Genomic DNA, 15,532 nt, shown 5'->3' with positions numbered 1-15,532 from the left:
TTCTCAATTATATTTAATAGATTAGCAGTTAATAGAAATTATGAATTTAGATAAACTAGTTATAGATTTTCAACAAAAGGATGTAAAAGCCTACGAAAAACTTTACAATATGTATTGTAATAGTATTTCTGGTGTTGTTAATACTATCGTAAAAAATGACGATGTTGCCCAAGAAATAACACAAGATGTTTTTATCAAAGCTTGGAACAAATCTGATTCTTACTCCTCTAAAAAAGGTAGATTTTTTACTTGGATTTTAAATATAGCAAGAAATGCAGCTATAGATTACACTCGTTCTAAGAAGTTTAAGCAGTCGAAACAAAACCTTAACTCAGATTTTTTCGTAGATATATTAGAAACAAGTGATAATCTAAATAATTCTACAGATGCAATAGGTATTAAAGAGTTTGTAAAAAACCTTGGCGATAAATGTAAATCTGTAATAGAATTGTTATTCTTTAAAGGCTACACACAAAAAGAAGCATCAGAAGAATTAGACATACCACTTGGTACAATAAAAACACGCAATAGAAATTGTATTGCAGAATTAAGAACAATGGTAGGCGTTTAATAATGGATATACAAAAATACATAGAATCAGGAATTTTAGAACTGTATGTAGCAGGCTCTCTCTCTGAAAAAGAGAATGAAGAAGTGCACAATGCAGTTAAAAAAAGCCCAGAACTTTTGGCCGAAGTTACCTCAATAGAAAATGCTATTGTAAAATTAACTGCTGCTGCAAAAAAAGATTCAACTTATTTATTTACAGATATTTTAAAGGGCATAAACATTAACGATACAAAAGTAATTAAAATTGCAGAACGCAAAACTAACTGGACTCAGTTTACTGGTTGGGCAGCTGCAGTACTTTTAGGAAGTACATTAATTTGGTCTATTTCTAAAAATAATAAATTACAAGAACAAGTTGCATCAGAAAAAGTACAACTTGAAGAACAAATAGAGAAAGCTTCTAATAGTTTAGCAGAAGCAGAAAAACTAATTACAGTTTTTAGAGATAAAGAAATTATATCAGTACCACTAGACGGACAAAAAGTTTCTCCGGATTCTTACGCTAAAGTTTATTGGGACAAGAAAACGAAAAGTATTTATTTAGATGCTAAAGGATTACCAGAACCACCAAAAGGTAAAGTTTACCAAGTTTGGTCCTTAAAAATGAGTCCTTTAACACCTACAAGTTTAGGTACAATCGACACTTTTACAGCAGATGCTAATAAGATTTTTACTATTGAAAATGCAAATGAATCTGAAGCGTTTGGTATTACTTTAGAAAATGAAGGTGGTAGCGAGTCTCCTACTTTAGAGCAATTATATGCTTTAGGTGCTGTAGTAGCTTCTACTCCATAAAAAATAAACTAAAAGTTTAACTTATATTTGACCAAATCTTAGATGATTTGGTCATTTTTATATATGCTTGTTTTATTGGTAAGTTTTCTTCTTTCGATAAATTACTATCATCTTGTAAAACAGAAATAGCTGTATTTCTAGCGGCAACCAAAATTTTAGAATCTTTAACTACATCTGCTATTTTAAGATTTAAAACACCACTTTGTTGCGTTCCCATAATATTACCCGGACCTCTTAATTTTAAATCTACTTCAGCAATTTTAAATCCATCGGTAGTATCTACCATTGTTTTAAGACGTGTTTTAGCTTCTTCAGATAATTTATAACTAGATAGTAAAATACAATAACTTTGATCTGCACCTCTACCTACTCTTCCTCTTAGTTGATGTAATTGTGAAAGCCCAAATCTTTCGGAACTTTCGATAATCATAACACTTGCATTAGGCACATTAACCCCAACCTCTATAACAGTTGTGGCTACCATGATTTGTGTTTCGCCTTTTACAAAGCGTTGCATTTCAAATTCTTTATCAGCAGGTTTCATTTTACCATGTACAATACTTATTTGGTATTTTGGTGATGGAAATTCTCTTGCAACACTTTCATAACCATCCATTAAATCTTTATAATCCATAGCTTCGGATTCTTCTATTAACGGATACACTAAATAAACCTGCCTGCCTTTATCTATTTCATCTTTCATAAATTTAAAAACAGACAATCTATTGCTATCAAACCTGTGTACAGTTTTAACTTCTTTTCTGCCAGGAGGCAACTCATCAATTACAGATATGTCTAAATCACCATAAACAGACATTGCTAAAGTTCTAGGAATTGGTGTAGCCGTCATTACCAAAATATGAGGTGGCAATGTATTTTTTGCCCATAATTTAGCTCTTTGCTTAACTCCGAATCTGTGTTGCTCATCAATAATTGCAATTCCTAGGTTTTTAAAAATAACTTTATCTTCTAACAAAGCATGTGTACCTACTAAAATATGTAAAGTGCCATCTTCTAAATTTTGATGAATTTCTCTTCTTTTTTTTGTTTTTACAGAACCTGTTAATATATCTACCTTTACATTTAAGCCTTCTAATAATTCTGATACAGCTGTAAAATGTTGATTTGCTAAAATTTCTGTTGGCGCCATAATGGTTGCTTGATAGCCATTATCGATAGCTAAAAGCATCGATAAAATTGCAACAATTGTTTTACCAGAACCAACATCGCCTTGTAAAAGCCTGTTCATGTGCGCTGCAGAGGCAACATCTTTTCTAATTTCTTTTAAAACTCTTTTTTGTGCATTTGTTAAATCAAAAGGAAGTTTTTCTGAATAAAAATTATTAAAAATTGGTCCTACATTTTCAAATACAAAACCTTTAATTTTTGTTTTATTAATTAACTTTTTTCTTACTAATTGTAATTGAATAAAAAATAATTCTTCAAACTTTAATCTGCTTTGTGCTTTGGCTAAACTTTCTTGATTTTTAGGAAAATGAGCATTTAAAAGTGCCTCTCTTTTGGGCATTAACTTGTATTCTTCTAAAATATCTTTAGATAAACTCTCTGTAATAATATCAAACGCCTGTTGAATTAGATTTTGCACATAACCTCGAATCATTTTATTAGAAACACCAGAATTCACTAATTTTTCTGTGGAATGATAAACAGGTTGCATTTTGCTTTGCAACTTTTTTTTATAATCTTTAACCAATTCTAAATCTGGATGCGGAATACTAAAATTACCATTGTAATGGTTTAATTTACCGTAAACCACGTATGGCTCGTTAATTTTTAAAGCATCTTTAATCCATTTTTGCCCTTTAAACCAAACTAGTTCCATGGTGCCAGTAGCGTCTTGAAATGTTGCCACTAACCTACTTCCTCTTTTTTGAGCCACAGATTTTACTCTTGTAATCTTACCAACAATTTGAACTTCTGCTGTACTTGGTTGTAAATCTTTTATTGCGTAAAAAGTAGTTTTATCTATGTATCTAAAAGGATAAAAATTAAGTAAATCATTACATGTTTTAATACCCAATTCTGTATACAAAAGAGCAGCTCTTTGTACACTTACACCTTTAATATATGTTATTGGATAATCTAAATTCAAAATTAATTTTTAGGAGTAACGAAAATACAGATTATCCTTTAAAACTAATATAGAATTTTTCGTATTATTTAATCATCAGAATTTGCTATGGAATCGAACTCATTTTGTGCATTGTTAAATGTAAAAACTTCTGTTTTATTTATCTTTAAAACACCTTTTTCTATAATGTTAGATGCTAATTTTAAGGTAAACGACTCGCCTTGTTTTATTTGAACTGTTCCAAAACTCCATAAACCAGTTTCTGGATTGTATAATGTATTATTTGGAATAGAAGAAGAACTTTCATTATACGTCAATCCTTCTGGTAAAACATCTTTTACAACAACATTATTCGCAATTAAACCTCCGTTATTTGTAATCGTAATATTAAAAATTACGGTCTCGCCAAGTTTAACAACAGGATTTTCTACAGTTTTAACAATAGATAAATCTATAAAACAAGAGGAATTATCTAAATTATCTCGAACTGCTGGTGTTATACTTTGAGAAGCCAAAACACCATTTAACAAGGGCAAACCTAAACTTGTTCCTACAGATGTTTCTGCAATTATTCCAAAGTTATTATTTACCAAATCATCAAAAATAAAATTCCCTGCACCTTCTATAGCATCCGGACATCCATCGCCATCGGCATCTGTATCATGTTGATCTATAATTCCGTCTAAATCTAAATCAAATCTATCATCTACTCCGTCTGAATTAGAATCTACAAAACCAGGAGTATCAGAATCTTTGTAATCTAAAATTGTGTCTCCGTCTGAATCTAAAATAGGATTGATACCTCCGTTTTCTTCAGCATCAATAATACCATCATTATCATCATCTAAATCATTAACATCAAGCACTGTATCTTTATCTGTGTCTAAACAAAACTCAAAACCAGCACCTGTTGCGCCTCGCGTGTCTACAAAGGCACCGTAAATATCTAAATCATTATTATCTGTTAGATCTAAATTTGTATTTACGTCTACCAATTTTGCAACAGTAATTTGAATTCCGTAATATTTCTGTGTGGTTTCAAAACCTAAATTATAAATTCCATTAGGTGTTCCTCCTAAAAGATTAATTAAAACAGTTAAATCAATTAAGTCTGAACCAGAAGCAGATTCTAGTACATTACCATTTTGGTCTAAAGTTTCTATAGTTATACTATCAAACAAAGAAACTTCTACAATTGAAGAATTTGATTTTACTACAAAACCTGCAGTAGAATTTGCTGGATAAGCATTTGTAGCGTCTCTAACTGTCAAACTACCAGTTGCAGCAACACCTGCTGTAATATTTATTGATGCAAAATCTGAATTTGAAGCAGATAATACCGCGTCTGTATTAGAAACATTACAACTAACACAAACTAAACCAGAAACGCCAGATTTTGCATAATCTACATAAGTAGAAAATTCTGGCGAATTTAAGTAATAGGTTTCGCTACAGGCTAATTCTTTAGTACACAATTTTTTTATCGTAGAATTATAAATTCTAAAAACACCTAAATTTACACCTACCGTTGTATTAAACTCTAACCTAACTTCATCAAAAATATTAGAAGTAACCATACCAATTGTTTGCTTATTTAATCCCACTAAAAGTGGTGCACTTAAAAGTATATTAGCGCCGCTAACACTATCGCCAGTTGCAACCCCATTTAAGTAGGTAGATAATGAAATGTTATTTAAAAGATTTACATCTAATAAAGTTGCTGTTTCAATTTCGAAACCTACAAATTGAGGCCCTGAATATTCTTGCAAAACATCATAAACACCAATTTCTAGACTAGAAATTACACCAACGCTTAAATCTATTTCGGCATAATCTGTAGTATCTGAATTTATAATATTGTCGATATTATCTACGGTTCCGCCAGCAGCAACCAAACCATTGCTATTTACAGTAGAGATTTCTACCGGATGATTTGAATTAACCCAAGAAACTTGCTCATTACAGTTAAAAGGATTGCTAACACAATATTTTTTTACAACAGGATAATTCACTTGAATTTCACCTAAATTTACACCAATTGGTTGTGAAACGGTTATTCTAATTTCATCATAAGGCTTTGTTGTAACAAAACCTACATTTTGAGTGTCTGAACTTAATAATGGTACATTTACCAAAGCATTGTAATTAGAATTATCTTCTTGAAAAACATCATCTAAATATGTAGAAATAGTGATGTTACCAATTACATCTACGGTTAATAAATTAGCCGAAGTTATGTTAAAACCAGCATAGGTATTTGATGAGAAAGGAGTAACAACACCTGTTGAAAAATCTGCTTGTTTTGCTATTGAAATATATGAAGTTGCTAGAACACCTACCCCAACTAAACCTGCATTTAAAGTTGCATGATTTGTTAAATCTGAATCAATTAAAAATTCTGAATTTTGAATAACATCACCTAATAAAGACACATTAACACCTGTTACACCCACATCTACAACTTCTACTGGAAATTGTGGATTTGTAATTGTATTTACATCATTACAAGTTAAAGAAGTTGCATTTTCTTGATAGAGTTTTATAAATGGATAGAAAACATCTAAACTACCTGTTTTAAGCAAATCTCCGCCAAATACAATTTCTATTGTTCTAAAATTACCCGTAGTTACAAAACCTACATTAGTAGCATTACTAAAATCTAATGCCGATATTAAACTGCCTTCTAAATTATAAGTATCTACAATATCTCCATTTACATCTCTTGTTCTAATAGCAGTATTATTACCTAACAAACTTAATAGTGAAGCATTTCTAATTCTAAAACCAGCATATGAACCTGCAGGAATATCTTCTGTAGGATATGTAATTGATAAAACCTCAGCATCACCACCTAATAAAATTGATGCTCTAGAAAAATTATCGGTATCGCCATCAATTACATTTGCTCCGTTTCCTGTCCAATCATCTATACAACTTCCAATGATTGGGCAAAACTCAGTGCCTGTAACGGTTAATGATGTGAAATTTGTAATATCATTTATTAAAGGTACAATCGTATTTTTAGGCAATAAACTAATATCGTTTACTGCAGGGTTTATTTTGTTGGTAGATATTTTTAAAGAAGTTAAATCTTTACTTAGTAAAATAGATTTTTCTGAAAAAGAAAAAAGAATCGTAGTTTTTAAAACTAAAAAAAATATCATCAAAATTTTAATAATCTCTTTTTTCATGTCGAGAGTTTTAAAATTAATTAGAATAATTTAAAGTAACAGGGAATTCATTTTATTGTTGGGGAAACAATAAGATGATCATATACAAGCCTCAAAAAAGCTAATATTTGGTTCTAAAAAACTATTGAAGTACTAAATAAAATTTAGGAAGGAAACTCTTGTAAAGTTTTCGAAAACTCATTTATAACGATATTTTCGTTTTCTAAATTTAAAATCGAAGAATTCAACAAACTATAACTACAATTTGTTAAAATGTTACGTGCTGTGCTTTTCATCTATATGGAGGATTAAGAATTAAACAAAATTTGCTATTTGTAAAAATGACAATTCATTTCTAAAAATACTTTGTTTTTACGTTTTCATTTTTTGAATTATAAAAACGTAATAAACTGTGATTAAATATAATACAAATTAAACAATAAACCAAAACTTATTTATTATGTGTATTTTAATTTAAAATAATATTAATGTTAAAACTAGAATCTAGTAATAGATATTTGTAACTTTGTCCCTTGTACAAAATTATAAAATGAGATTACATAGAAATTTAACTTTTGCTGTAATAGACAGTATTAGAGATATATTTAACGAAGGTGTTTATGCTGATAAAGCTGTAGAAAAAGCCTTAAAAAGAGACAAACGTTGGGGCGCAAGAGACCGTAAATTTGTTGCGGAAACAATTTACGACATTGTTAGATGGAATAGACTTTATGCAGAAATTGCCGAAGTAAAAGTACCTTATGATAGAGATAATATTTGGAGACTCTTTTCTGTTTGGTGTATTCTAAGAGGAATTGCTTTACCAGACTGGAACCAAATTGGTGATGTACCAGAAAGAAGAATTAAAGGTCGCTTTGCAGAACTTTCTAAAACTAGAAAATTTAGAGAATCTATACCAGATTGGATGGATGAATTATGTGAAAAAGAATTAGGAAATGAAGTTTGGACCAAAGAAATTGCCGCTTTAAACGAGCAAGCAAAAGTTATTTTAAGAACTAATACTTTAAACATTTCTAAAGAATTACTTCAAAAAAAGTTACGAGCAGAAAACGTAATTACAGAATTTGTACCAAATCATCCAGATGCATTGGTATTACCAGAAAGAGCAAATGTGTTTAAAACAGAAGCTTTTCACAATGGTTTTTTTGAAGTTCAAGATGCTTCTTCTCAGTTGGTTGCTGCTTATTTAGATGTTAAACCTGGTATGAAAGTAGTAGATACTTGTGCAGGTGCTGGTGGTAAAACTTTACATTTATCTGCTTTAATGGAAAACAAAGGGCAAGTTATTGCTATGGATATTTATGAAAGCAAACTACGTAAACTAAAAGTAAGAGCTAAAAGAAATAAGGCCCACAATATAGATTTAAGAGTTATCGACTCTACAAAACCTATAAAAAAATTATACGGTAAAGCAGATAGAGTTTTAATAGATGCACCATGTTCTGGATTAGGTGTTATTAGAAGAAACCCAGATTCTAAATGGAAATTACAACCAGAATTTATAGACAATATTAAAAAAGTTCAACAAGACGTTTTACAACAATATTCTAAAATGGTTAAACCAGGCGGAAAAATGGTGTATGCTACATGTTCTATACTTCCTTCAGAAAATCAAGATCAAGTTAATAATTTCTTAACATCAGAAGCAGGAAAAGACTTTACTTTTGTAAAAGATAAAAAAGTATTAGCTCATATTTCTGGTTTCGACGGATTTTATATGGCGCTTTTAGAAAAAAAACAAGCTTAATATATTGCTAGTATTAAGGTTTAATTGCAGAAAAAGAAATATCTATTTTTTAATTTTTAATAAATACATATGATGAAAAAATTACTTTTTAGTATTCTTACTTTAACCTCTTTAATTTCTTTCTGTCAAGAAGCTTATTATAGTGATGTTAATTTACAATTATCTGGTACAGATTTAAAAGATGCTTTAGCAACAAAAATTATTAGTACACACACAAACTTATTAAGTTACACTCCTGGTGTTTGGGAAGCTTCTAAGGTTACAGACAAAGATGTAGATGCATCTAGAGTTGTTTTAATTTATGGTTGGGAAAATGGTACCGACCAAGATATTACAAACGACAGAACCAGAGATAATTCTTTACAAGATAGAGGAAATGGTGATAGCTTTGTTTGGAACAGAGAACATGTTTTTTCTAAATCTTTGGCAAACCCAAGTTTGGTTACAAATAATCCTGGTCCTGGTACAGATGCACACAACTTAAGACCTGCAGATAAAAACAGAAATTCAGAAAGAAATAATTATAAATTTGCTTTAGGTACTGGTAATTCTTCACGTTCTAGCATAACTTACAATGGTCCCGAAGGTGCAAATACAAGAGGTTGGTATCCTGGTGATGAATGGAAAGGTGATGTTGCTAGAATTATTATGTACATGTATCTTCGTTACGGAGATCAATGTTTACCTACTGCTGTAGGTGTTGGTAGTAATCAATTTACGCCAGATGACATGATTGATTTATTCTTAAAATGGAATGCAGAAGACCCTGTTTCAGACTTTGAAAAAGCTCGTAACACATTTCATGAGAATACTTCGAATACTTATGCGCAAGGAAATAGAAACCCTTTTATAGATAATCCATATTTAGCAACTAGAATTTGGGGCGGAGATTCAGCACAAGATACTTGGGGTATATACACTAGTAGCGATACACAAGCACCTACTAAGCCTACAAATGTAACTTTAAGTAATATAACTTTAACATCAATCGATTTAAACTGGACAGCTTCTACAGATGATGTTGGTGTTACAGGTTATAATGTTTATGTTAATAATGTTTTAACAAAACAAACTACAACAACTAATACTTCTATTACAGGTTTAGAAGCAGGTACATCATATAGCTTTAAAGTTATTGCTAAAGATCAAATTAATAGTTCTGAAGCAAGTGACGTAGTTACAGGACAAACATTATCAGACACAACAGCTCCAACTGTACCTAGTAATGTTACAGTTACAAATGTTACAGACAGCTCTTTTATGGTAAATTGGTCTGCATCTACAGATAATAATGCCGTTGCAAGTTATGACGTTTATTTAGATGATACTTTTCACGCAAATACAACAGACACAAATTATACAATCATAAATTTAGCAACATCTACTACTTACAGTGTATCTGTATTAGCTAAAGACAAAGACAATAATATGTCTGCAAAATCTGCAGCAGTTAGTGCAACAACCACAGACGGTTCTTCTGGTGGTACTGCAACAGAATTATTTATTTCTGAATATGTTGAAGGAGATGGAGGTACTAACAAAGCAATTGAAATTGTGAACTTAACAGGTAGTACAGTAGATCTTGATGGATATGTTTTAAAGTTAGAAAGAAATGGATCTGGTGTTTGGACTACACCTTTAGCTTTAGATAAAGGATCTGTAAAAAGTATTGTACCTGGGGATGTTTTTGTTGTTGGTAACGGAGATAACTCTGCTCCAGAATTACAACCATATTCTGCATCTAATCCTAATGGTCAAGTAGATTTAGTGCAACCAAATAACTTTGACACAAACTATGGTCAACCAGTAAACTTTAATGGTGATGACGCAGTTGCTTTATTTAAAGACGATGTATTAATTGATATGATTGGTGTTTTTGGAAATGGTGCACAATTTGCCATTAACGTAACACTAAGAAGAAACGGAGATATTACTGCACCTAACACTACTTTTGACAAAACAGGTGAATGGACTGCTTTTCCTGAAAACACATTTAACGGAATTGGAAGTCACACTGTAACTCTAAGTACAAATTCAGAGACTTTAAACGGTTTCAAAATGTATCCAAACCCTGTTACAGGAAACAAGTTATTTTTTAATATCAACGAAAAAGCAACTATAAATATTTATAATGTTTTAGGTAAATTAGTACAATCAGAAACAATAGAAAACGTAAACAGTTCTATAAATGTTTCTAAACTATCTAAAGGGATGTATTTATTAAAATTAAATACGCAAAACCAATCGATTACTAAAAAGTTTATCAAACAATAAGTAATTACTTAGTAAAATTTAAAAGACGACTATTTTTAGTCGTCTTTTTTTTTGTTAAAAACCTATTGAAAAACTATATAATTTCGCGTAAATAAATAGTTAAAATTAAGTTGAAAAAAAGTAAATTTGTCATTTACAACAAACGCTAACACAACACAATAATGATTCATTTCTTTGGAAACAAAAACAGTAAAGTATTCGCTGTTCAAACAACAAAAGAATTAACAACAGAAACAATTGCAAAATTGACTTGGCTTTTTGCCGATCAACCAAAAATAAATGAGGCATCAATAGATGCTTTTTTTGTTGGCCCTAGAGCTGCAATGATTACACCTTGGAGTACAAATGCAGTAGAAATCACTCAAAACATGGGTATTTCTGATATCATTAGAATTGAAGAATTTACAGCTGTTTCAGAAGATTTTTCTGATTTTGACCCTATGATTTCAGAAAAATTTAAGAGCTTACATCAAGACTCATTTGCTATTGATATTCAACCAGAAGCAATTATAGAAATTGATGATATTGCTGCTTATAACAATCAAGAAGGTTTGTCTTTAAGCGAAGAAGAGGTTGAATACCTTGAAAGTGTGGCAAAAAAAATAGATAGAAAATTAACAGATTCTGAAGTATTTGGGTTTTCTCAAGTAAACTCAGAACACTGTCGTCATAAAATTTTTAACGGAACTTTTGTTATTGATGGAGAAGAAATGCCAACTTCTCTTTTTAAATTGATTAAAGAAACATCAAAGCAAAACCCTAATGACATTGTTTCTGCATACAAAGACAATGTAGCTTTTATAAAAGGACCAAAAGTTGAACAGTTTGCTCCTAAAACAGCAGATAAACCCGATTTTTATCAAACACAAGATTTTGATTCTGTAATTTCATTAAAAGCAGAAACACATAATTTCCCAACAACTGTAGAGCCTTTTAACGGTGCTGCTACTGGTTCTGGAGGAGAAATTAGAGATAGACTTGCCGGTGGTAAAGGTTCTTTACCTTTAGCAGGAACAGCAGTTTATATGACTTCTTACTCGCGATTGGAAGAAAAAAGACCTTGGGAGCAAAAATTTGAAGCCAGAGATTGGCTATACCAAACTCCGATGGATATTTTAATAAAAGCTTCTAACGGAGCTTCGGATTTTGGAAATAAATTTGGGCAACCATTAATTACAGGTTCTGTTTTAACTTTCGAGCATAAAGAAAATGCAGCTTCTAGTGATGCTGAAGCAAGAAGATTAGGTTTCGATAAAGTAATTATGCAAGCTGGCGGAATTGGTTATGGTAAAGCAGAACAAGCTTTAAAAGATACACCAAAAGATGGTGATAAAATTGTAATTCTTGGTGGTGAAAACTACAGAATAGGTATGGGTGGTGCTGCAGTTTCGTCTGCAGATACCGGAGAATTTGCATCAGGAATTGAATTAAATGCTGTACAAAGATCTAACCCAGAAATGCAAAAACGTGCTGCTAATGCAGTTAGAGGTATGGTAGAAAGTGATGAAAACTTTATTGTTTCAATTCACGATCATGGTGCTGGCGGACATTTAAATTGTTTATCAGAATTGGTAGAAGATACTGGTGGTAAAATCGATTTAGATAAATTACCTGTTGGTGATCCTACTTTATCGGCAAAAGAAATTATTGGTAACGAATCTCAAGAAAGAATGGGATTGGTAATTGCTAAAAAACATACAGAAACACTTCAAAAAATAGCAGAAAGAGAACGCTCGCCAATGTATACTGTTGGTGAAGTTACTGGTAATAATCGTTTTACTTTCGAATCTAAAACTACTGGCGAAAAACCAATGGATTTAGCTTTAGAAGATATGTTTGGTTCTTCGCCAAAAACAATAATGACAGATAAAACTGTCATCAGAAAATATAAAAACCCTCGTTATAAAACTAAGAATTTAAAAATCTATTTAGAGCAAGTTTTACAACTAGAAGCTGTTGCTTGTAAAGATTGGTTAACAAATAAAGTAGATAGATGTGTTGGAGGTAAAGTTGCCAAACAACAATGTGTTGGTCCGTTACAAATACCGTTAAACAACGTTGGTGTAATGGCTTTAGATTATAACGGTAAAGAAGGTGTAGCAACTTCTATTGGGCACGCGCCTATTTCTGCATTAATTAATCCAGAGGCAGGAAGTAGAAATGCAATAACAGAATCATTAACAAATATTATTTGGGCACCTTTAAAAGATAATTTAAGTTCAATTTCTTTATCTGCAAATTGGATGTGGCCTTGTAAAAACGAAGGCGAAGATGCTCGTTTATATAAAGCAGTTAAAGCTGTTTCTGAGTTTTCTGTAGATTTAGGTATCAACGTGCCAACTGGTAAAGATTCTTTATCAATGAAACAAAAATATCCTGATGGGGATGTAATTTCTCCGGGAACTGTTATTATTTCTGCTGCCGGAAACTGTAATGCAATTTCTAAAGTTGTAGAGCCTGTTTTACAAGTTGATGGTGGAAATATATATTACATTAATATTTCTCAAGACGAATATAAATTAGGTGGAAGCTCTTTTAACCAAGCTTTAAATGCTATTGGTAACGAAACACCAGATGTTACAAATTCTTCTTATGTAAAAAAGACATTTAATGCAATTCAGAATTTAATTAAAGCTGATAAAATTAAGGCAGGACACGATATTGCTTCTGGCGGATTTATAACAACTTTATTAGAAATGTGTTTTGCTGATGTAAATTTAGGTGCAGACTTTGATATTTCTGATTTAAACGAAGAAGATTCTATAAAAGTATTATTCTCTGAAAATGCCGGAATTGTATTTCAAGCAGATGTTTCAGTAGAAAAAGAATTAGAAGATAAAGGTATTGCGGTATTTAAAATTGGTACTGCAAATAACTCTGGTACTGTAAACATTAAAAATAATACAGATACATTTTCTTTTGATGTTGCAGAACTTAGAGATGTTTGGTACAAAACTTCTTTCTTATTAGATCAAAAACAAACAGCTAATAATTTAGCGCAAGATAGATTTGATAATTACAAAAAACAGCCTTTAACATATAAATTTCCAGAAAACTTTACAGGAAAATTACCTAAAATTGAATCTGAGAAACCAAAAGCTGCAATTATTAGAGAAAAAGGATCTAACTCAGAACGTGAAATGGCAAATGCTATGTATTTAGCTGGTTTTGATGTAAAAGATGTACACATGACAGATTTAATTTCTGGTCGTGAAACTCTTGAAGACATTCAATTTATTGGTGCTGTTGGTGGTTTTTCTAATTCTGATGTTTTAGGATCTGCAAAAGGTTGGGCAGGTGCTTTTAAATATAACGAAAAAGCAAATACAGCTTTAAAAAACTTCTTTAAACGAGAAGACACTTTATCTGTTGGTATTTGTAATGGTGCACAATTATGGATGGAATTAGACTTGATTAATCCAGAACATAAAGTTCATGGAAAATTAGTGCACAACGATTCTAAAAAACACGAAAGTTCATTTACATCAGTAAAAGTTCAAGAAAACAATTCTGTAATGTTATCATCTTTAGCAGGTACAGAGTTAGGGGTTTGGATTTCTCATGGTGAAGGTAAATTTAGCTTACCAGAAACTGAAAATAATTATCATATTGTTGCTAAATATGGTTACGAAGGTTACCCAAATAACCCAAATGGTTCTGATTTTAATACAGCTATGATGTGTGATAAAACTGGTAGACACTTAGTAACAATGCCACATATAGAACGCTCTACTTTTCAATGGAATTGGGCAAATTATCCTACGGATAGAAAAGATGAAGTTACACCTTGGCTACAAGCTTTTGTAAATGCAAAAGACTGGATAATCAATAAAAAATAAATTAAAAATAGCTTTATAGGATTTTTTTTTTATTTTTAAAATTATAAATAAAATTCTATGAAGCTAACTTATTTTGATGTTACAAAAACTTCTCATTTAATCGAGGAGTTTTTTTTAATTGATTATCAAAAAAAAGACGTACCGTTAGAAGCTATAATTCCGCCTTTAAACTTTTCTGGTTTAGCCTATTTTTATAGTAAAGGTCAAAGAATATCTCTTGCAAAAGAAGTTACAGATTTACATAAGCTTAGTGTTTATGGGCAATTTAGCAAATCTTATAAATTTAATTTATACAAAGAAGGTATTGTTTGCGGTATGAATTTTAAAGCCACATCTTTACACAAATTAACCAATATCGATGCTTCATCAATAACTAATAAATACAAGTGCTTTCATAAAATAAACCAAGTTATAACTTCAGAACTTGAAAACATTTTTTTAAAAGGAAAAGATGAATATCACCAAGTATTCGATAAACTAGAAGATTATATTCTAACCTTGCCTTTAACAGAAAATAAAAATACTTTAATTATAGATGAACTTGTAAAAAAAATTCATCTTAAAGAAGGAATGATTTCTGTCAATGAAATTTTAGAAGACTTACCCTTTGGCCAAAAGACTTTAGAAACCAATTTTAAAAAAACAGTAGGCTTAACACCTTCTAAATATATTAGAATTCATAGATTTAAGAAATTAATGAAAGAATATGAAGGAAAAAAAATTGACCTGAAAGACCTAATTTATATGTATGATTATTACGATGAATCTCACTTTGCCAAAGATTTTAAATCGTTTACGTCAAAATCTTTAAAAGACTATTTTAAAGACGAATTCTTATTAATAAAAGAGATTTTTAGAAATACCAAGTACGATTATTTACATTAAATCCACAGTTACTCTTTGTATATTTATATTAGATTTTCATCAATGGATATTGGGGGGCTGATATTTATATATAATGATGTAAAATTTATTTTAGTATTTTAGTTTTAGGCAAAAGACCGAGATGTATTCTCGGTCTTTT

General features: G+C 30.7%; 8 protein-coding genes. 6 read left to right on the top strand and 2 right to left on the bottom strand.

The annotated features are described in order from the left end of the window. Positions 1 to 40: 40 nt before the first annotated feature. Both B5464_RS12360 and B5464_RS12355 read left to right on the top strand, forming a co-directional pair. A complete protein-coding gene (locus B5464_RS12360) occupies positions 41 to 571 on the top strand; it encodes an RNA polymerase sigma factor (RefSeq protein ID WP_079738613.1) in 531 nt (176 codons plus the stop codon). Positions 572 to 573: 2 nt separating this feature from the next. Continuing rightward, positions 574 to 1,365 (top strand): anti-sigma factor, encoded by a 792-nt coding sequence (locus tag B5464_RS12355; RefSeq protein WP_079738612.1) that lies wholly within the window; start codon positions 574 to 576, stop codon positions 1,363 to 1,365. A 16-nt stretch (positions 1,366 to 1,381) separates the two neighbouring features. On the opposite strand, the gene recG is transcribed toward B5464_RS12355, so the two are convergent. Both recG and B5464_RS12345 read right to left on the bottom strand, forming a co-directional pair. Beyond that, positions 1,382 to 3,478, bottom strand: a complete 2,097-nt coding sequence (gene recG / locus B5464_RS12350) for an ATP-dependent DNA helicase RecG (protein ID WP_079738611.1) — start codon at positions 3,476 to 3,478, stop codon at positions 1,382 to 1,384. 68 nt (positions 3,479 to 3,546) lie between these two features. Next, complete coding sequence (locus tag B5464_RS12345; protein ID WP_079738610.1) at positions 3,547 to 6,648, bottom strand: DUF11 domain-containing protein; 3,102 nt, start codon at positions 6,646 to 6,648, stop codon at positions 3,547 to 3,549. A 529-nt stretch (positions 6,649 to 7,177) separates the two neighbouring features. On the opposite strand from B5464_RS12345, the gene B5464_RS12340 reads away from it, so the two are divergent. The 4 genes from B5464_RS12340 to B5464_RS12325 all read left to right on the top strand — a co-directional run bounded on the left by B5464_RS12340 (position 7,178) and on the right by B5464_RS12325 (position 15,393). Continuing rightward, positions 7,178 to 8,395, top strand: a complete 1,218-nt coding sequence (locus B5464_RS12340; protein WP_079738609.1) for an RsmB/NOP family class I SAM-dependent RNA methyltransferase — start codon at positions 7,178 to 7,180, stop codon at positions 8,393 to 8,395. 69 nt (positions 8,396 to 8,464) lie between these two features. Beyond that, the gene (locus B5464_RS12335; RefSeq protein WP_079738608.1) at positions 8,465 to 10,669 is read left to right on the top strand and encodes an endonuclease; all 2,205 of its coding nucleotides are present in this window, start codon (positions 8,465 to 8,467) and stop codon (positions 10,667 to 10,669) included. 161 nt (positions 10,670 to 10,830) lie between these two features. Then, complete coding sequence (purL, locus tag B5464_RS12330; RefSeq protein ID WP_079738607.1) at positions 10,831 to 14,508, top strand: phosphoribosylformylglycinamidine synthase; 3,678 nt, start codon at positions 10,831 to 10,833, stop codon at positions 14,506 to 14,508. 57 nt (positions 14,509 to 14,565) lie between these two features. Then, complete coding sequence (locus B5464_RS12325) at positions 14,566 to 15,393, top strand: AraC family transcriptional regulator (protein ID WP_079738606.1); 828 nt, start codon at positions 14,566 to 14,568, stop codon at positions 15,391 to 15,393. Positions 15,394 to 15,532: the final 139 nt, after the last annotated feature.

The organism is Polaribacter sp. KT 15 (genome assembly GCF_900143115.1).
In the GTDB taxonomy this organism is placed as follows: domain Bacteria; phylum Bacteroidota; class Bacteroidia; order Flavobacteriales; family Flavobacteriaceae; genus Polaribacter; species Polaribacter marinaquae.
The sequence above is the reverse complement of the archived record's forward strand: the minus strand, read 5'-3'. Positions and strand labels throughout refer to the sequence as shown.